This is a genomic window from Pseudomonas sp. NPDC090752 (assembly GCF_055584805.1).
In genome coordinates this window covers 35,007-51,254 of sequence record NZ_JBVJLI010000019.1, presented here as the reverse complement: position 1 = coordinate 51,254, position 16,248 = coordinate 35,007, and the positions used below count along the sequence as shown (strand labels likewise).

The 16,248-nt window shown below is 62.9% G+C and carries 17 protein-coding genes; 10 read left to right on the top strand and 7 right to left on the bottom strand.

The annotated features are described in order from the left end of the window. Positions 1–12 precede the first annotated feature (12 nt). On the bottom strand, positions 13–501 hold the full coding sequence (locus ACZ6YA_RS21735; protein ID WP_465899321.1) for a DUF3015 domain-containing protein: 489 nt from the start codon (positions 499–501) through the stop codon (positions 13–15). A 252-nt stretch (positions 502–753) separates the two neighbouring features. On the opposite strand from ACZ6YA_RS21735, the gene ACZ6YA_RS21730 reads away from it, so the two are divergent. The 5 genes from ACZ6YA_RS21730 (at position 754) to ACZ6YA_RS21710 (ending at position 5,505) form a co-directional block, all read left to right on the top strand. After that, the gene (locus ACZ6YA_RS21730) at positions 754–3,192 is read left to right on the top strand and encodes a Lon protease family protein (RefSeq protein WP_465899319.1); all 2,439 of its coding nucleotides are present in this window, start codon (positions 754–756) and stop codon (positions 3,190–3,192) included. A gap of 164 nt (positions 3,193–3,356) precedes the next feature. After that, on the top strand, positions 3,357–3,695 hold the full coding sequence (locus ACZ6YA_RS21725) for a PA4575 family protein (RefSeq protein ID WP_003247487.1): 339 nt from the start codon (positions 3,357–3,359) through the stop codon (positions 3,693–3,695). Between the two features lie 121 nt (positions 3,696–3,816). After that, positions 3,817–4,305 carry a TIGR00645 family protein gene (locus ACZ6YA_RS21720; RefSeq protein WP_016501546.1) on the top strand — a complete coding sequence of 163 codons (489 nt, stop codon included), beginning with the start codon at positions 3,817–3,819 and terminating at the stop codon, positions 4,303–4,305. Positions 4,306–4,496: 191 nt separating this feature from the next. After that, on the top strand, positions 4,497–4,802 hold the full coding sequence (locus tag ACZ6YA_RS21715; RefSeq protein ID WP_387528970.1) for a DUF6482 family protein: 306 nt from the start codon (positions 4,497–4,499) through the stop codon (positions 4,800–4,802). Positions 4,803–4,887: 85 nt separating this feature from the next. Continuing rightward, positions 4,888–5,505, top strand: a complete 618-nt coding sequence (locus ACZ6YA_RS21710) for an FKBP-type peptidyl-prolyl cis-trans isomerase (protein WP_465899317.1) — start codon at positions 4,888–4,890, stop codon at positions 5,503–5,505. Positions 5,506–5,531: 26 nt separating this feature from the next. Here the strand turns inward: ACZ6YA_RS21710 and ACZ6YA_RS21705 are convergent, their stop codons facing one another. The 3 genes from ACZ6YA_RS21705 to ACZ6YA_RS21695 form a co-directional block, all read right to left on the bottom strand. Further along, positions 5,532–5,777 carry a PA4570 family protein gene (locus tag ACZ6YA_RS21705; RefSeq protein ID WP_400797917.1) on the bottom strand — a complete coding sequence of 82 codons (246 nt, stop codon included), beginning with the start codon at positions 5,775–5,777 and terminating at the stop codon, positions 5,532–5,534. 81 nt (positions 5,778–5,858) lie between these two features. Continuing rightward, positions 5,859–6,200 (bottom strand): zinc ribbon domain-containing protein YjdM, encoded by a 342-nt coding sequence (locus ACZ6YA_RS21700; RefSeq protein ID WP_400797914.1) that lies wholly within the window; start codon positions 6,198–6,200, stop codon positions 5,859–5,861. Between the two features lie 172 nt (positions 6,201–6,372). Next, positions 6,373–7,341 carry a polyprenyl synthetase family protein gene (locus ACZ6YA_RS21695; protein WP_465899314.1) on the bottom strand — a complete coding sequence of 323 codons (969 nt, stop codon included), beginning with the start codon at positions 7,339–7,341 and terminating at the stop codon, positions 6,373–6,375. 245 nt (positions 7,342–7,586) lie between these two features. Here ACZ6YA_RS21695 and rplU point away from each other — a divergent pair, with 245 nt between their 5' ends. From rplU to ACZ6YA_RS21670, 5 genes are all read left to right on the top strand, one after another. Next, complete coding sequence (rplU, locus tag ACZ6YA_RS21690) at positions 7,587–7,901, top strand: 50S ribosomal protein L21 (RefSeq protein ID WP_003247466.1); 315 nt, start codon at positions 7,587–7,589, stop codon at positions 7,899–7,901. 38 nt (positions 7,902–7,939) lie between these two features. Continuing rightward, positions 7,940–8,197, top strand: coding sequence for a 50S ribosomal protein L27 (gene rpmA, locus ACZ6YA_RS21685; protein WP_008092023.1), 258 nt, complete (start codon positions 7,940–7,942; stop codon positions 8,195–8,197). 188 nt (positions 8,198–8,385) lie between these two features. Beyond that, positions 8,386–9,612, top strand: a complete 1,227-nt coding sequence (cgtA, locus tag ACZ6YA_RS21680) for an Obg family GTPase CgtA (protein WP_465899312.1) — start codon at positions 8,386–8,388, stop codon at positions 9,610–9,612. Positions 9,613–9,699: 87 nt separating this feature from the next. Then, positions 9,700–10,818, top strand: coding sequence for a glutamate 5-kinase (gene proB / locus ACZ6YA_RS21675; protein ID WP_465899310.1), 1,119 nt, complete (start codon positions 9,700–9,702; stop codon positions 10,816–10,818). Further along, a complete protein-coding gene (locus tag ACZ6YA_RS21670) occupies positions 10,815–11,276 on the top strand; it encodes a CreA family protein (RefSeq protein WP_465899308.1) in 462 nt (153 codons plus the stop codon). Before proB ends, ACZ6YA_RS21670 begins: the two co-directional genes overlap by 4 nt. 141 nt (positions 11,277–11,417) lie before the next feature. On the opposite strand, the gene mksF is transcribed toward ACZ6YA_RS21670, so the two are convergent. Genes mksF through mksB form a run of 3 tightly spaced genes read right to left on the bottom strand, consistent with a single transcriptional unit; the run spans position 11,418 to position 16,220 of the window. Further along, complete coding sequence (mksF, locus tag ACZ6YA_RS21665) at positions 11,418–14,249, bottom strand: Mks condensin complex protein MksF (RefSeq protein WP_465899306.1); 2,832 nt, start codon at positions 14,247–14,249, stop codon at positions 11,418–11,420. Further along, positions 14,246–14,953, bottom strand: coding sequence for an Mks condensin complex protein MksE (mksE, locus tag ACZ6YA_RS21660; protein ID WP_465899304.1), 708 nt, complete (start codon positions 14,951–14,953; stop codon positions 14,246–14,248). Before mksE ends, mksF begins: the two co-directional genes overlap by 4 nt. Next, a complete protein-coding gene (gene mksB, locus ACZ6YA_RS21655; protein WP_465899302.1) occupies positions 14,943–16,220 on the bottom strand; it encodes an Mks condensin complex protein MksB in 1,278 nt (425 codons plus the stop codon). Before mksB ends, mksE begins: the two co-directional genes overlap by 11 nt. Between the last annotated feature and the right edge of the window lie 28 nt (positions 16,221–16,248).

The window sequence follows — 16,248 nt, the reverse complement described above, 5'->3', positions numbered from 1 at the left end:
GTATACCTGCGCTTAGGCTTCAGTTGCGTACTTGGCCAGGCGTGGGTCGTTTTTCAGTACGGCCAGGGTGTTGCTGTGGACAGTTTCAGCCGTTGCGTCGGCGCTGCTGAAGATCTGGCTGAAATGCTGGTGAGTGACCGAGTTGAAGTAGACGCGGTCTTCCGGCGCTACGCCCAGAACCACGGCATAGGTGGTGAGGGCTTCACCCTGACCCATGGCCATGTCTTCGGACAGCTCGTTCATCATGCCATTCATGGCAAACCAGGACTTGCCGCCATAGGTCAGCGAGGCCTTGGTGGAGCAGCCGTTGGTGCCGGAGGTCATGCCGAAGGTGGCGTTGCCGGAGGTGCCGTTGGTGGTGGAGGCCAGGAAGTGGGCCGGGGTGCCGCGTTGGCCTTCGAACAGCATGTTGCCCCAGCCGCAGTTCGGGCCACCTGGCGCTTCGGCCATGGCGTTGAGGGAGACCACGGTGAACAGAGTACCCAGAAGAATCCGTTTCATAGCTTTTTCTCTATTTGTCTTAACCAAGGGTCAGGGTTTCTGGCAACTCGGTTGCCAAGTCGGGAAAGCGTTTCACCCACCCGCGCAGCTTGGAGTTTAGGCACGATCTAAAGGTTGCGTTGTTGATTGCGAAAAATTTGCTTGTGCATCAAGCCGCACTCGCTGCGACATAAAGTCCTGCCGAGCCTTGCAAGGCGCGCGCGGGCAGCGCCAGAATGCTGCGTATCTGCCCCGCCGAAGTAAGGACACCCAATGCCCGATCCTGTCGCTACGCGCCTGCGTCTCGCGCCTGAAGCTTTGACCAGGCGTTTCTCCCCCGAGCAGTTTGCTTTTGCCACCACCGACGATCTGGAGCCGTTTCGCGGAGTCCTGGGCCAGGAACGTGCTGTCGAGGCCCTGCAGTTCGGCGTGGCGATGCCACGCCCGGGTTACAACGTGTATGTGATGGGCGAGCCCGGCACCGGGCGCTTCTCGTTCGTCAAGCGCTACCTCAAGGCCGAGGGCAAGCGCCAGCAGACCCCGGCCGACTGGGTCTACGTCAACCACTTCGATGACACCCGCGAGCCGCGTGCGCTGGAGCTGCCGTCGGGCAGTGCGGCGGCGTTCATCAGCGACATGGGTGGCTTGATCGACAACCTGCTGGCAACCTTTCCGGCGGTGTTCGAGCACCCGTCCTACCAGCAGAAGAAGGGCGCCATCGACCGCGCCTTCAACCAGCGCTACGACCGTGCACTCGATGTGATCGAGCGGGCTTCGCTGGAAAAGGACGTGGCCCTGTACCGCGACGCCAGCAACGTGGCCTTCACCCCGATGGCCGACGGCAAGGCGCTGGACGAAGCCGAATTCGCCCAGCTGCCGGATGAGGTCCGCGAGCAGTTCCATGAGGACATCGCCTTCCTCGAAGAGCGCCTCAACGAAGAGCTGGCCAGCCTGCCGCAGTGGAAGCGCGAGTCGAACAACCAGCTGCGCCAGCTCAACGAAGAAACCATCACCCTGGCCTTGCAGCCTTTGCTGGCGCCGTTGTCGGAAAAGTACGCCGAGAACGCGGCAGTGTGCGCCTACCTGCAATCGGTGCAGTTGAACCTGCTGCGCACCGTGGTCGAGCAACTGGTCGATGACAGCAAGACCGATGCCGTGGCGCGCAAGCTGCTTGAAGAGCAGTACGCCCCCAGCCTGGTGGTCGGTCACCACGTCGCCGGCGGCGCACCGGTGGTGTTCGAGCCGCACCCGACCTACGACAACCTGTTCGGCCGCATCGAATACAGCACCGACCAGGGCGCCCTGTACACCTCCTATCGCCAGCTGCGCCCGGGCGCGCTGCACCGCGCCAATGGCGGCTTCCTGATCCTCGAAGCTGAGAAGATGCTCGGCGAGCCATTCGTCTGGGATGCGCTCAAGCGCGCCCTGCAGTCGCGCAAGCTGAAGATGGAGTCGCCGATCGGTGAGCTGGGGCGCGTCGCCAGCGTCAGCCTGCAGCCGCAGATGATCCCGCTCAACGTCAAACTGGTGATCATCGGCTCGCGTCAGCTGTACTACGCGCTGCAAGACCACGATTCGGACTTCCAGGAGATGTTCCGGGTGCTGGTCGACTTCGACGAAGACATGCCGATGGTCGACGAGAACCTCGAGCAGTTCGCCCAGCTGTTGCGCACCCGCACCAACGAAGAGGGCATGGCGCCGCTGACCAGCGATGCGGTGGCACGCCTGGCCACCTACAGTGCACGCCTGGCGGAAAACCAGTCACGCCTTTCGGCGCGTATCGGCGACCTGTTCCAGCTGGTCAGCGAGGCCGATTTCATCCGCCAACTGGCCAGTGAAGAGAAGACCGACGCCGGGCATATCGAACGAGCGCTCAAGGCCAAGGCCACGCGTACCGGGCGTGTCTCGCAACGGGTGTTGGACGACATGCTTGCCGGCATCATCCTGATCGACACCGAAGGTGCGGCCATCGGCAAGTGCAACGGCCTGACCGTGCTGGAAGTCGGTGATTCGGCGTTCGGTATGCCGGCGCGTATTTCCGCCACGGTGTACCCGGGCGGCAGCGGTATCGTCGACATCGAGCGCGAGGTCAACCTGGGCCAGCCGATCCACTCCAAAGGGGTGATGATCCTCACCGGTTACCTGGGCAGCCGCTACGCCCAGGAATTCCCGCTGGCGATTTCGGCGAGCATCGCGCTGGAGCAATCCTACGGCTACGTGGACGGCGACAGCGCGTCGCTGGGTGAAGCCTGTACGCTGATCTCGGCACTGTCACGCACGCCGCTCAAGCAGTGCTTCGCCATCACCGGCTCGATCAACCAGTTCGGCGAAGTGCAGGCGGTGGGTGGGGTTAACGAGAAGATCGAAGGCTTCTTCCGCCTCTGCGAAGCGCGTGGCCTGACCGGTGAGCAGGGTGTGATCATCCCGCGTGCCAACGTCGCCACACTGATGCTCGACGAGCGCGTCCTGCAGGCGGTAGAGAACGGCGTGTTCCACGTCTATGCGGTGAGCCAGGCCGACGAGGCGCTGAGCCTGCTGGTGGGCGAAGAGGCCGGTGTGCTGAACGACGAGGGTTTGTTCACCGAAGGCAGCGTCAATGCCCGAGTGGTCGAGCGCCTGCGTGAGATCGCCGAAATGATCAGCGAGGAAGACATCGAAAAGGCGGAAAAGGAACGCCTGGAAGAGGTGATTGCCCAGGCTAAACCGGCCTGAGTCAATAAAACGGCGCTGGCGGCCATGTGCTACCGTTCAGCGCCGGTTTTCCATCTTTTTACAGCGTTATTCTATGCTGGAACTTAAGGACGGCAGCAGGGTTCAGGATGGAAACAGCCCGAACGTTTCGGGTTGAACAGGGCTTTTCAGAGGGGGACGCGGCCATGCGCAACCTCAGCCTTACCCGCCAGTGCCTGGGCCTGGTGACCCGTATCGAATGCAGCATTCGTCCGCTGGCCGGTGACAACGGCATGTGGACCTTGCTGTTCGCCGCCGGCATGGCCGGTGAGCAACCTTCGGCCATCAAGGCCCAGGGGCCTTTCCATGGGCCGCTGGTGGCCGAGTCGGTGCTCAATGCCATCGTCGACAGCCTGACCCTGCATGGGTATCAGGTCGCCGAGGATCCGCAGATCTGGTGCCTGCACCTGCAGGCGCAATTGCGCAGGATCAACGGCGAGCGGTGCCGCAATCTGGGGGACTATCAGTTCCATCCCGAAACCTGAATAAGTTATCTCGATTTTATGTAGGGTGGCTGCGGCAATGGACCGCAGGCTTTTGCTGTCACAGGTGGCTGGCTATACTCGCGCTCGCTTTTTCAGTCACCTGACGAGTTCAAAACCCTCCATGGAACGTATTCTCGAAAACGCGATGTATGCCTCTCGCTGGCTGCTCGCCCCCATCTACTTCGGCTTGTCCCTCGGCCTGCTGGCCCTGGCGCTGAAGTTCTTCCAGGAAGTTGTCCACGTCCTGCCCAACGTTTTTGCCTTGAGCGAAGCCGACCTGATCCTGGTGATCCTGTCGCTGATCGACATGTCGCTGGTCGGCGGCCTGCTGGTCATGGTGATGATCTCCGGCTACGAAAACTTCGTCTCGCAACTGGACATCGACGACAGCAAAGAGAAACTCAACTGGCTGGGCAAGATGGACTCCTCGTCGCTGAAGATGAAGGTCGCTGCCTCCATCGTGGCGATTTCCTCCATCCACCTGCTGCGGGTGTTCATGGATGCGCAGAACATCTCCACCGATTACCTGATGTGGTACGTGATCATTCACATGACCTTCGTGGTTTCGGCGTTTTGCATGGGTTACCTGGACAAGCTGACCAAGCATTAACCTTCTCGGGCCCTTCGCGGGCCAAGCCCGCTCCCACATCGAGCCCTGTGGTGTAACTGTGGGAGCGGGCTTGTCCCGCGAAGGGGCCATCTCGGTTCAACTGACGAGCGGCGTCAGTAATGCCTTGTGTAATCCACTTTCCTGTACAAAAAATGAGCACTCATGCGTGGTTCCAGCAGCGAGGTGCTCCCATGAACCTGCATCAGCTCAATACCGAGGCCAGGGCCGGCCATGTCAACGAACTCAACCTGATCGCCATTGAAGGCGGCGATTACCTGCTTGAGGCCCGGGTCAACGGGCGCGCCCAACCACTCGATGACAGCCAGGGCAAACGCCTGCGGGTGCGATCGGTCGAAGAGGCGCGTGAGCTGTTGAAGCCCTTGCCGATGATGTCGATGAACCTGTTGCACTGGTCCGTTCAGGACGAGATGTGCGGCATGGGGCAACACCCGGAAGAAGACCTGAAAGTCCCGATTTCGCCGCGTTCGGCCTGGTAGCTGCTCGCAGCTTCCCAGTGTGCTAGGCTGCTCGCCCTTTTCATCAAGGGCGCGGCTGCACTGCGCCCTGCAGTGGAGCACGACCATGTCCGAACTCAACCTGTCCACCGACGAAACCCGCGTCAGCTACGGCATCGGCCGTCAGCTGGGCGGCCAGCTGCGTGACAACCCACCACCGGGCGTTAGCCTGGACGCCATCCTGGCTGGCCTGACCGACGCCTTCAACGGCGCCGACAGCCGCGTCAGCGAAGCCGACCTGTCGGCCAGCTTCAAGGTTATCCGCGACATCATGCAAGCCGAAGCTGCAGCCAAGGCTGAAGCCGCTGCTGGCGCCGGCAAGGCATTCCTCGCCGAAAACGCCAAGCGCGATGGCATCACCACCCTGGCTTCGGGCCTGCAGTTCGAAGTGCTGACCGCAGGTGAAGGCGCCAAGCCGACCCGCGAAAGCAACGTGCGTACGCACTACCACGGCACCCTGATCGACGGCACTGTGTTCGACAGCTCCTACGATCGTGGCCAGCCTGCTGAATTCCCGGTCGGCGGTGTGATCGCTGGCTGGACCGAAGCCCTGCAGCTGATGAACGCTGGCAGCAAATGGCGCCTGTACGTGCCGAGCGAGCTGGCCTACGGCGCGCAAGGCGTCGGCAGCATCCCGCCGCACAGCACCCTGGTGTTCGACGTCGAGCTGCTCGACGTTCTGTAATACCGATGAGGCCGGCGCTGCCGGCCTCAGTTCCAGTCTGTACCCCCAGGGCGCAACGCCCGTGCATAGCAGAACAGAAACAGATTGCGCACCAGCTCCTTGAGCACGATCGGCTCGCTCGAATTCAACCCATGCAGGTCCAGGTCTCCCTGGTCGCGCAGTTCGTCCAGTGCTTCTTCTTCGAGCACCGCGCACACTTCACCGGTTTCCCGATGAAGAATGCGCAGGTAGGGGTGAGGGCGGTCCAGCCAGGCGTCGATCAGATAAGTCATGGCTATTCTCCTTGGATAGCGGTTCCAATGAGAATAATTCTTATTATCAGAATAGCAAGTGCCAATTGGCGAATTTTGTAATCAGACCTTACGCACGAACTCCGACTTCAGCTTCATTGCGCCGATGCCATCAATCTTGCAGTCGATATCGTGGTCGCCGTCGCACAGGCGAATGTTCTTGACCTTGGTGCCGACCTTGACCACCAGGGACGAGCCCTTGACCTTGAGGTCCTTGATCACGGTGACGGTGTCGCCGTCCTGCAGCACGTTGCCGACCGAATCCTTCTTCACCACTTCATCGCCGCCAGCATCGGCTTCGCCGTTGGCCGACCACTCGTGGGCGCATTCGGGGCAGATCAGTTGAGTGCCATCCTCATAGGTGTATTCGGAGTTGCATTTTGGGCAGGCTGGCAGAGTGCTCACTTCAGTTCCTTAAACAGACGGACGGTTAAAGGCCCATATTGTATAAGGTTTTTTCAGAGAAGTGTTTTTGTGTGCCTAAAAGCTTCGCGGGGCGAGCCCGCTCCCCCCTAGTCGGCATTCAGCTCAACCTTGTGGGAGCGGGCTTGCCCCGCGAAAAAGACGACTCGGTCTATCAGTGCGTACGCGCTACCGCAAACTCACTCAACTCAACCAGCGCATCCCGGTACTCACTGGCCGGCAGCACTTCCAGGCAGGCGATGGCCTTGGCCACGTAATCGCGAGCCATTTGCGCCGTGTAGTCCAGCGCACCCGAAGCTTCGACCGCCACACGAATCTGCTCCAGGTCTTCCAGGCCACCCTTCTGGATTGCCTGACGCACCAGGGCCGCCTGCTCAGGCGTGCCTTCGCGCATGGTGTAGATCAGCGGCAGGGTCGGCTTGCCTTCGGCCAAATCGTCGCCAACGTTCTTGCCCAGGGTCTCGGAATCGCCCTTGTAGTCGAGCAGGTCGTCGACCAGCTGGAAGGCCACGCCCAAGTGGTCACCAAAGGTGCGCAGGGCCTCGCGCTGCTCCTGGTTGGCTTCGGCCAGCGCGGCGGCGCTGTGGGTCGAGGCCTCGAACAGCATCGCGGTCTTGCCGCGGATGACCTCCATGTACACTTCTTCGGTGGTGCTGGCATCGCGCACGCGCGACAGCTGCAGCACTTCGCCCTCGGCGATCACCCGGGTGGCCTTGGAGAGGATCTGCATGACCGGCATCGAGCCCAGTTCGACCATCATTTCGAACGAGCGCGAATACAGAAAATCGCCCACCAGCACGCTCGGTGCGTTACCCCAGAGGGCGTTGGCGGTGGAGCGGCCACGGCGCATGCCGGACATGTCGACCACGTCGTCGTGCAGCAGGGTGGCGGTGTGCAGGAATTCGATGGTCGCAGCCAGCAGGCGCAGGTCGTCGCCTTCACGGCCCAGGGCCTTGCCGCACAGCAGCACTAGCAGGGGGCGCAGGCGCTTGCCACCGGCGGACGTGATATAGTCGCCGATCTTCGATACCAGCGGCACGCGCGAGGTCAGCTGCTTCTTGATGATCTCGTCGACGGCGCTGAAATCGTCAGCTACCGCGCGGTAGAAGGTTTGGGGTTGCATCGGCTGCTCCAGTGAGGTTGCGCGGCATGCTAGGTCGCGGGTCCCGTGGTGTCAAGGCGCGGTGCCCGGCCGGCGGGGGCGGTACTTGCAAGCGAATCCCGTGTTGCGTACAATCGCGCACCCTAACTTCCTGGGCAGCACCTGCCTTACGCAATTGCAGCGGGCCGTTCCAGCCCCATGCAGCCATGCCAGCCAATACTCAATATATAAAGCGCTGGGTGAGCAGGATTATCGGAGAAATACCCATGTCTTACGCAGTAATCGTTACCGGCGGCAAGCAGTACAAAGTCGCTGAAGGTGAATTCCTCAAGATCGAAAAACTGGAAGTCGCCACTGGCGAATCCGTGACCTTCGATCGCGTTCTGCTGGTTGCCAACGGTGAAGAAGTCACCATCGGCGCTCCAGTCGTCGCTGGTGCTAAAGTTGTTGCCGAAGTCGTTTCGCAAGGCCGTCACGACAAAGTACGCATCATCAAGTTCCGTCGCCGTAAGCACCACATGAAGCGTATGGGCCACCGCCAGTGGTTCACCGAGATCAAAATCACCGGCATCCAGGCTTAATCCCCTAGATCCCCTGAATTTATTTGGAGAATTGAACCATGGCTCACAAGAAGGCTGGTGGTAGTACCCGTAACGGTCGCGACTCAGAATCGAAACGCCTTGGCGTGAAGATGTATGGCAGCCAGGTCGTCAAGGCCGGCAACATCATCGTCCGTCAGCGCGGCACCCAGTTCCACGCCGGCTACGGCGTTGGCATGGGCAAGGATCACACCCTGTTCGCCAAGATCGAAGGCGTGATCAAGTTCGAGAAGAAAGGCGAGTTCAACCGCCGTTACGTGAGCATCGTCGCCGCTTAATCGCGACGTCGCTCCAGAAGCCCCGTCATGCGACGGGGCTTTTTCGTTTGTGGTGAGCCTCTTGCAAAGCTGTTTGTATGGGCTGCCGGCGTGGGTTTCTTCGGTCGTACGGGGCCGCCGCGCTCATTTTTGCAAGAGCCTCAGGTTTTTCAGGTATTCAACTCGTCGGAAGGCGAGAGGCGGTTTAAATGAAGTTTGTTGACGAAGTATCGATTCGGGTCAAGGCCGGTGACGGCGGTAACGGTTGCATGAGCTTCCGTCGCGAGAAGTTCATCGAGAACGGCGGCCCCAACGGCGGCGACGGTGGCGATGGCGGTTCGGTGTACATGGTCGCCGACGAAAACCTCAACACCCTGGTCGACTACCGCTACACCCGTCACCACGAAGCCCAGCGTGGCTCCAACGGCGGCAGCACCGACTGCACCGGCAAGAAGGGTGAAGACCTGTTCCTGCGCGTGCCGGTCGGCACCACGGTGATCGACGCGTCCACCCAGGAAGTGATCGGCGACCTGGTCACCCCTGGCCAGAAACTGATGGTCGCTCAGGGCGGCTGGCACGGCCTGGGCAACACCCGTTTCAAGTCCAGCACCAACCGTGCGCCGCGCCAGACCACCCCAGGCAAGCCGGGTGACCAGCGCGACCTGAAGATGGAGCTGAAGGTCCTCGCCGACGTTGGCCTGCTGGGCCTGCCGAATGCCGGCAAGAGCACCTTCATCCGTTCGGTATCGGCCGCCAAGCCGAAAGTCGCCGACTATCCGTTCACCACCCTGGTGCCGAACCTGGGCGTGGTCAGCGTCGACCGCTGGAAGAGCTTCGTCGTCGCCGACATCCCCGGCCTGATCGAAGGCGCCTCCGACGGTGCCGGCCTGGGTATCCGCTTCCTCAAGCACTTGGCGCGTACCCGCGTGCTGCTGCACCTGGTCGACCTGGCGCCGCTGGACGAGAGCAGCCCGGCTGATGCCGCTGAAGTGATCGTCAACGAGCTGACCCGCTTCAGCCCGGCGCTGACCGACCGTGAGCGCTGGCTGGTGCTGAACAAGTCGGACATGCTGATGGACGACGAGCGCGACGAGCGGGTCAAGGAAGTGGTCGAACGCCTGCAGTGGGAAGGCCCGGTCTACGTGATCTCGGCCATCTCCAAGCAGGGCACCGAGCAGCTCAGCCATGACCTGATGCGCTACATCGAAGACCGCGCCGACCGCCTGGCCAACGACCCGGCCTACGCCCAGGAGCTCGCTGAGCTCGACCAGCGTATCGAAGACGAAGCCCGTGCCCAGCTGCAGGCCCTGGACGACGCCCGCACCCTGCGCCGCACTGGCGTCAAGAGCGTGCACGACATCGGCGACGATGACGCCTGGGACGATGATTTCGAGGACGACGAAGACGGCCCGGAAATCATTTACGTGCGCGACTGACCGGTTGCAGTACACTAAACGCCGCTCTCTGGAGCGGCGTTTTTGTATCTAATGTATCTACGGATTCGACATAGGTTGGAAGAGAAGATGCGAAGCAAGGTGACTGGCGCCAAGCGCTGGGTCGTGAAGATTGGCAGTGCGCTGCTCACGGCGGATGGCAAGGGCCTGGACCGCGGCGCCATGGCCGTGTGGGTCGAGCAGATGGTCGCACTGCGTGAAGCGGGCGTGGAGTTGGTGCTGGTGTCCTCCGGGGCTGTGGCCGCCGGCATGAGCCAGCTGGGCTGGGCCACCCGACCGAGCGCGATGAACGAGCTGCAGGCCGCCGCCGCGCTCGGCCAGATGCGCCTGGTGCAGGCCTGGGAGTCGAGCTTCGGCGAGCACGGCAAGCACACTGCGCAAATCCTCCTGACCCACGACGACCTGTCCGACCGCAAGCGTTACCTCAATGCTCGCAGTACCCTGCGCACCCTGGTCGATCTGGGCGTGGTGCCGGTGATCAACGAAAACGACACTGTGGTCACCGACGAGATCCGCTTCGGCGACAACGACACGCTTGCTGCGCTGGTGGCCAACCTGGTCGAAGCCGACCTGCTGGTGATCCTCACCGACCGCGACGGCATGTTCGATGCCGACCCGCGCAACAACCCCGAAGCACAGTTGATTTATGAAGCCCGTGCCGATGACCCGTCGCTCGACGCGGTGGCCGGCGGTACCGGTGGTGCCCTGGGTCGTGGTGGCATGCAGACCAAGCTGCGTGCTGCGCGCCTGGCGGCCCGTTCCGGCGCCCACACCATCATCATCGGTGGCCGCATCGAGCGCGTGCTGGACCGCCTGAAGGCGGGCGAGCGCCTGGGTACCTTGCTGTCGCCCGAGCGCGGCATGCTCGCAGCGCGCAAGCAATGGCTGGCCGGCCATCTGCAGACCCGTGGCACCCTGGTGCTCGACGCCGGTGCCGTGCAGGCCCTGCGCCAGGCCAACAAGAGCCTGTTGCCGGTTGGCGTGAAGACCGTGCAAGGCAGCTTCCGCCGCGGTGAGATGGTCGTATGCGTCGGCCCGGACGGTATCGAAGTGGCCCGTGGCCTGGCCAACTACAGTGCGCTGGAAGCGCAGAAGATCATCGGCCAAGCGTCCGATGCCATCGAGTCCCTGCTCGGTTACAGTGCCGAGCCGGAGCTGGTGCACCGCGACAATCTGGTGCTGGTATGAGCCTGCTCAAGCGGGTGATTGCCGCAGCAGCCTTGGCCCTGCCGATGCTGGCCGGGGCCGAGGAAATCGGCCAGGTTTCCACTGTGTTCAAGTTCGTCGGGCCTAATGACCGCATCGTGGTCGAGGCCTTTGACGACCCCAAGGTCGAAGGGGTGACCTGCTACCTGTCGCGCGCCAAGACGGGCGGAGTGAAGGGTGGGCTGGGTTTGGCCGAGGACCGTGCGGAGGCATCGATTGCCTGCCGTCAGGTTGGGCCGATCAACTTCAAGGGTGAGTTGAAAGACGGCGAGGAAGTGTTCAAGGAGCGCACCTCGCTGGTGTTCAAGACCATGCAGGTGGTGCGCTTCCTGGACAAGAAGCGCAATACGCTGGTGTACCTGGTGTACAGCGACCGCATGATCGAGGGCAGCCCGCAGAATGCGGTGACGGCGATTCCGATTCTGCCTTGGAATCAGTGACACCGCAGGGGAGGCCTATGGCCTCCATTCGCGGGTCGAGCCCGCTCCCACAGGGTTATGCAGCGCCGCTGTAAATGTGGGAGCGGGCTTGCCGAGACGTCGGACCGCCCGCGAAAGGGCCGCGAAGCGGCCCTAAATGCATCAGGCCAACTCCTCAGCCTGATCCTCCCGCACGATCGCCTTTTCCACATCCCGCCGGCTGATGTACTTCCAGTCCGCCTCGTCGATGTAGATGCCATTCGGCCCACTACCACCTTCCAGGTCGATCGCCACATGCGCCGACACCTGCGGCTTGACGCTCGCCAGAATCGGCACGAAGCCCAGCTGCAGGCTGGTCTCCAGCAGCGCCGCCTGGTTGCGTTCGTCGATGTCCGCCGCCTCGTCGAGGTAGTACGGCAGACGAATACGCCCGGCCAGGTCGCGGTCCATCAGGTGCAGCAACAAGTACATGTTGGTTAGCGCCTTGATGGTCATGGTGGTGCCGTTGGAGGCCGCGCCGTCGATGTCGGCGTGGATCACCGGCTGGCTGTTGATCTTGGTGATCTCGAAGGCCAGTTCGAACAGGTCTTTCAAACCCAACTGGTTGTGGTTGGCCGCCACCAGCCGTGCCAGGTATTCCTTGGCCTCTTCGTTCTTGTGATCCTGCTCCGAGCTCTGCGTCAGGTCGAACACCGACAGGGTTTCGCCTTCTTCGTACTGGCCGGCGCTGTGGATGATCTGGTCGATGTGCTTGAGCGCTTCCTTGTTCGGCGCCAGTACCACGCGGAAGCTCTCCAGGTTGGACACCTGGCGCTTGTTGATCTCGCGGTTGAACAGGGCCAGTTGGTGCTCGAGGCTGTCGTAGTCGCTGCGGATGTTGCGCAGGGTACGGGCGATGTCGGTGACCGCGGCGCGGCGCGCCTTGGCCAGGGTCAAGGCCTCGTCGGTGCGGTGCGCATAGGCGTTCACCAGCAATTGCAGGCGGCGCTCCATGTCGTCTTCGCTGTCGAACTTGGCCACGCCCTTGAGGCGCACCTGGGCGTACAGCGCCTCGATCTGGTTGTCGACGCGCTGCAGGCCCTGCCAGCTGTCCTGGTAGTCGTTGAGCAACGGCAGCAGGTTGTCCATGGAGTCGTCCACCGCTTCGATGAACGGCGTGCCGAACGGCAGGTCGGCCGGCAGCAGCTGGCGACGGCGCAGGGCGTCTTCCAGGGTGCGCTGCTTGGATTCCAGGTCACCGATCTGGCGGCCGACCAGCTGCAGCTTGGCCGACAGCTGCTGGACGCGCTCGGTGAAGGCATCGCTGGAGCGCTTGAGTTCGTCCTGGGCGGCTTCCAGCTGCGCCAGATGCTCCAGTTTCTCAGGCTCTTCGGCGGCAAGGGTTTCGCTGCGGCGGTAGTCTTCCAGGGCCTTCTGCGCATCCAGTACCTGCTGATACAGGGCTTCGGTTTGCGCCTTCGAGGCGGTGCGGTCGGCGGCCACCGATTGCTGGGTCTTGAGCTGCTTGAGCTCGCGTTCCAGGCGGTCCTTCTGGTCGCGCAGGGCGGCGCGGTCGGCCAGGGCCTGCAGCGCCGGTGGGTCGATGTGCGAGAGATCGATGGAAATGCCCGGTGCCTCGAAGCGTTCACCTTTGAAGCCGTCGAGCACGGCCTCCAGCGATTTCACCCACAGGTCGCTGTCGTCCAGCTCGATGCCACGGTCGCCCAGCGGCAGGCTGAACAGTGCGCCGTTGAATAGGCGCATCAGGCGGTCGACGTCGGCCTGCGAGAACTCTTCGCGCAGGCGGGCATAGCTGTTGTTGTCGGCGTGGTCGAGCTGCTGCTTGACCTGCTTCACGCGCTTTTCCAGGTCGCGCACGCGCTCGTCGAGGTCTTCGGCGGAGAACTGTCGCGACTGGGCCAGGGCGCCGGCCAGTTCGTCGTGAGCGTCCTTGGCCGCCAGCAACTGCTGTTCGAGGACTTTGACGTCATCGACCAGGGCGAAGCGGTGCTTGAGCACCGACAGCTCGCCGAGCCAGCGCTGGATGCCGGTGATTTCCCGCTCCAGGCGCATCAGCTCCTGGGTGCCGCCGCGCTGGTCATTCTGCAGGCGGTCCTGCTCGCCACGGAAGTGCTCGGCCTGGATCACCAGCTCTTCCTTGCGCGCCATGGCGTACTCCTGCCAGGTGCCCAGCAGGTTGTCGAGCAGCGGTGAAAGGCGATGCAGCTTGCCGCGCAGGATGTCGCGCTGGGCCACGCCGCCGGCCAGGGCCTCGACCAACGGGCCGGCGGCAACCAGGGCGTTGTAGTCCTGCTCCATGCGGCGCACGTCGCGGAAGGCTTCTTCGCAGGCGGCGATGTAGTCGACACTGCCCGAACGCAGGCTGTGCTCGAAGGCATCAAGGAACAGCTGCTTGAGCTTGGCGGCGGTGATTTCGCGCATGTGCAGCAGGTTGATGAACAGTGCGCGGAAGGTCTTCAGGCTCTGCTCGCTGGTCGAGCGCAGCGGGATCATGGTCAGGTCCAGCGGCACCGAGGTGTGGCCACCGACCAGCAGCCTGCGCAGTTCGTCCGGCTTGAGTTCATAGGCCTTCAGGCCCAGGCGCTCGAGGTTGGTGAACAGCTCCTTCTGGCGCAGGCAGGTGTCGTTCTTCTGGTAGTGGGCCAGGTCCAGCTCGCCCTTGTAGGCGAAGAACTGGTGGCCGAAACCGCCGCCCGGGCCGCGACCGACCACGCCGATCACGTGGGGGCCGTGGGGCAGGTTGAGTTCGCAGAGGATGTACGAAGTGTCGCTGGCGAAGTAGAAGCGGCGCGACTGTTCCAGGCTGTACTTGCCGAAGCTCATGTCGGACATGCGCGCCAGGATCGGGAACTGCAGGGCGTTGATCGAGGCGGACTTGCCCAGGTTATTGGCGCCGTAGACCGACAGCGGGTGCTCCAGGGGGAACAGGCCGAGGCTGTAGCCGGCGGTGTTGAGCAGTGCGAAGCGGCGGATGCCGTAGCGTTCCTGGCTCATGCGTCAATCTCCTGTTGCTCTTCGCGGATGGCCCGGGCCAGGGCGTCTTCTTCGCTTTCGTCGGCCTCGAAAGGGGCCAGGTCGAGCGGGTCGTCGGTGCGCGCCAGTTCTTCTGCGCTTTCTTCCTCGACCAGCACCGGGGTTGGCAACGGCAGGTCGCTGTGCAGCGTGGCGGCCAGGTCGCGGTCCTGCTGCACCGACAGGCACACGTCGAGGAAGCGGTGCATCGGCGGCAGGAAGCGGTAGATACCGCCTTCTTCATGGGAGAAGCCGAGCTGGGTCATGCGGCGCATGATCTTTTCTTCCAGCTCGTCGACGGTCTGCACTTCGGCCTGCAGGAACAGGTCGCGGTACTTGTCCAGCAGCGATGGCAGCTCGTCGCGGCCAATGCTGCCGCCGTCGAGCACGGCCATCGGGTCGCGGCCCTGGTCGGCCAGGTGTTCGACCAGGATGAAGGTGAACAGCGACAGACGCTGGGCGGTCTTGTTGACCTGTGCGGCGGCCTGATCGGGGACGAAGTAGTAGAAGCCGCGGGTATCGCACACCAGCTCGAAGCCCAGGGCCTTGAACAGGGTGCGGTACTGGTCCTGGAAGTTCGACAGCTGGGCGTACAGCTCCGGGTCGCGGCGGCTGACGTGAAACCCTTTGAACAGCTCGCGGAAGATCGGCGCGAGCTGGGACAGTTCGGAAAGATCAAGATGCATGGGCTGGGCTCGCGTTGTTATCAGGTGGCGCTTCGCGGCTGGAGGTCAGGGCGAACGAGCGCAGGCTGACCAAGTGTTCCTGGGTGGTGTATTCGCGGCGGTCGAGGCGTTCGCGCCTGAAGCGTTTTTCGCGTGACAGGCGCGAGAACCAGTACAGCAGTTCGTCGGTGGCGCCTTCGGGCTCCTGCTCCAGCAGCCAGACCATGAGGTCGGGCAGCGGCAGGGCGTTTTCGCAGCGTTCGAGCATTTCCTTGACCGTGCGCGGCGCACGCGGCAATGCACCGCTCTGGGTCTTGTGCGCCTTGGGGAACTTGGCCGGTTTCGGCTCGAAGCGGGCGAGGGCGTAGACATACGCCTCGACCTGGCTGGCACTACCGAGAAAGGTGCTCTGCGGGCGGGTGAACAGCGGCATGGCGGCGTGCGGCACGGCGTCGATGCCTTTACGGCGGATTACCGACAGGGCCAGTGCGGCGCCGCGGGTCACGGCATTGTGCCGGCGCGCTTCTTCACGCAGCGGCAGCAACAGCTCGCGGGCGTGGCGCAGGGTCAGCTGGGCGCTGGTCTGCATTTCGAGGATGCGCGCGTGGGTACGCAGGAGCATGTCGTCGTCGACCAGGTGGCCAAGGCGCGCCTGTTCACCGAGCAATTTCAGCAACACGGTCTCGACCTTGCGCACGCCTTGTTCGAAGGCGCCGTCGGCGTTGACCAGCTGGATCATCGGCTCGACGTATTCGTCCCAGGTCGCCAGCACTTCGGCATAACGCTGGCGCAACGGAATCTGGCGGTTGCTGGTCTTGGCCCGTTCGGCCACGGCGACCAGCGCCTGTTCGTCGTTGTCGAGCTTCTTCAGCACGTCGCGCACGCGCATGTCGAGCAGGCGCAGCTGGCGCGCCAGGTCGTCGCTGTCGCGGTTGTCGAAGGCGTCCTGGATGTGCCCGGCAAGGCGCTCCAGGTGGCGCAGGTAGGCCTCGATCTCCAGGCACAGGCCCAGGCGGTGCTCGCGGCGCAGGTAGGCGAGGAAATCGTGGATCTGGGCGTTGAGCTCGAAACGGTTCGGGCTCTTGGCCACCGGCACCAGGATATCCAGGCGGATCCACACGTCGAGCAGCTGGGTGATGTCCTGCGGCGTGCTTTCCACTTGCTGGCGGCCCAGTTGCTGACGCAGTTCCACCAGGCTCAGGGTGCCTTGGTCGAAACGCTCGCACAGCGGCTCGATCAGGGCCCAGTGTTCGGCTAGGGCGCGCAGGACGCGCTTGGGTTCGATCATTGGCGTCTACTCGTTGCCAAGTAAAAAG

What these genes read in the sequence shown, in the direction of transcription:
- ACZ6YA_RS21735 (WP_465899321.1), bottom strand. Translation starts at nt 501, where the DNA reads ATGAAACGGATTCTTCTGGGTACTCTGTTCACCGTGGTCTCCCTCAAC.
- ACZ6YA_RS21730 (WP_465899319.1), top strand. Translation starts at nt 754, where the DNA reads ATGCCCGATCCTGTCGCTACGCGCCTGCGTCTCGCGCCTGAAGCTTTG.
- ACZ6YA_RS21725 (WP_003247487.1), top strand. Translation starts at nt 3,357, where the DNA reads ATGCGCAACCTCAGCCTTACCCGCCAGTGCCTGGGCCTGGTGACCCGT.
- ACZ6YA_RS21720 (WP_016501546.1), top strand. Translation starts at nt 3,817, where the DNA reads ATGGAACGTATTCTCGAAAACGCGATGTATGCCTCTCGCTGGCTGCTC.
- ACZ6YA_RS21715 (WP_387528970.1), top strand. Translation starts at nt 4,497, where the DNA reads ATGAACCTGCATCAGCTCAATACCGAGGCCAGGGCCGGCCATGTCAAC.
- ACZ6YA_RS21710 (WP_465899317.1), top strand. Translation starts at nt 4,888, where the DNA reads ATGTCCGAACTCAACCTGTCCACCGACGAAACCCGCGTCAGCTACGGC.
- ACZ6YA_RS21705 (WP_400797917.1), bottom strand. Translation starts at nt 5,777, where the DNA reads ATGACTTATCTGATCGACGCCTGGCTGGACCGCCCTCACCCCTACCTG.
- ACZ6YA_RS21695 (WP_465899314.1), bottom strand. Translation starts at nt 7,341, where the DNA reads ATGCAACCCCAAACCTTCTACCGCGCGGTAGCTGACGATTTCAGCGCC.
- rplU (WP_003247466.1), top strand. Translation starts at nt 7,587, where the DNA reads ATGTCTTACGCAGTAATCGTTACCGGCGGCAAGCAGTACAAAGTCGCT.
- rpmA (WP_008092023.1), top strand. Translation starts at nt 7,940, where the DNA reads ATGGCTCACAAGAAGGCTGGTGGTAGTACCCGTAACGGTCGCGACTCA.
- cgtA (WP_465899312.1), top strand. Translation starts at nt 8,386, where the DNA reads ATGAAGTTTGTTGACGAAGTATCGATTCGGGTCAAGGCCGGTGACGGC.
- proB (WP_465899310.1), top strand. Translation starts at nt 9,700, where the DNA reads ATGCGAAGCAAGGTGACTGGCGCCAAGCGCTGGGTCGTGAAGATTGGC.
- ACZ6YA_RS21670 (WP_465899308.1), top strand. Translation starts at nt 10,815, where the DNA reads ATGAGCCTGCTCAAGCGGGTGATTGCCGCAGCAGCCTTGGCCCTGCCG.
- mksF (WP_465899306.1), bottom strand. Translation starts at nt 14,249, where the DNA reads ATGAGCCAGGAACGCTACGGCATCCGCCGCTTCGCACTGCTCAACACC.
- mksE (WP_465899304.1), bottom strand. Translation starts at nt 14,953, where the DNA reads ATGCATCTTGATCTTTCCGAACTGTCCCAGCTCGCGCCGATCTTCCGC.
- mksB (WP_465899302.1), bottom strand. Translation starts at nt 16,220, where the DNA reads ATGATCGAACCCAAGCGCGTCCTGCGCGCCCTAGCCGAACACTGGGCC.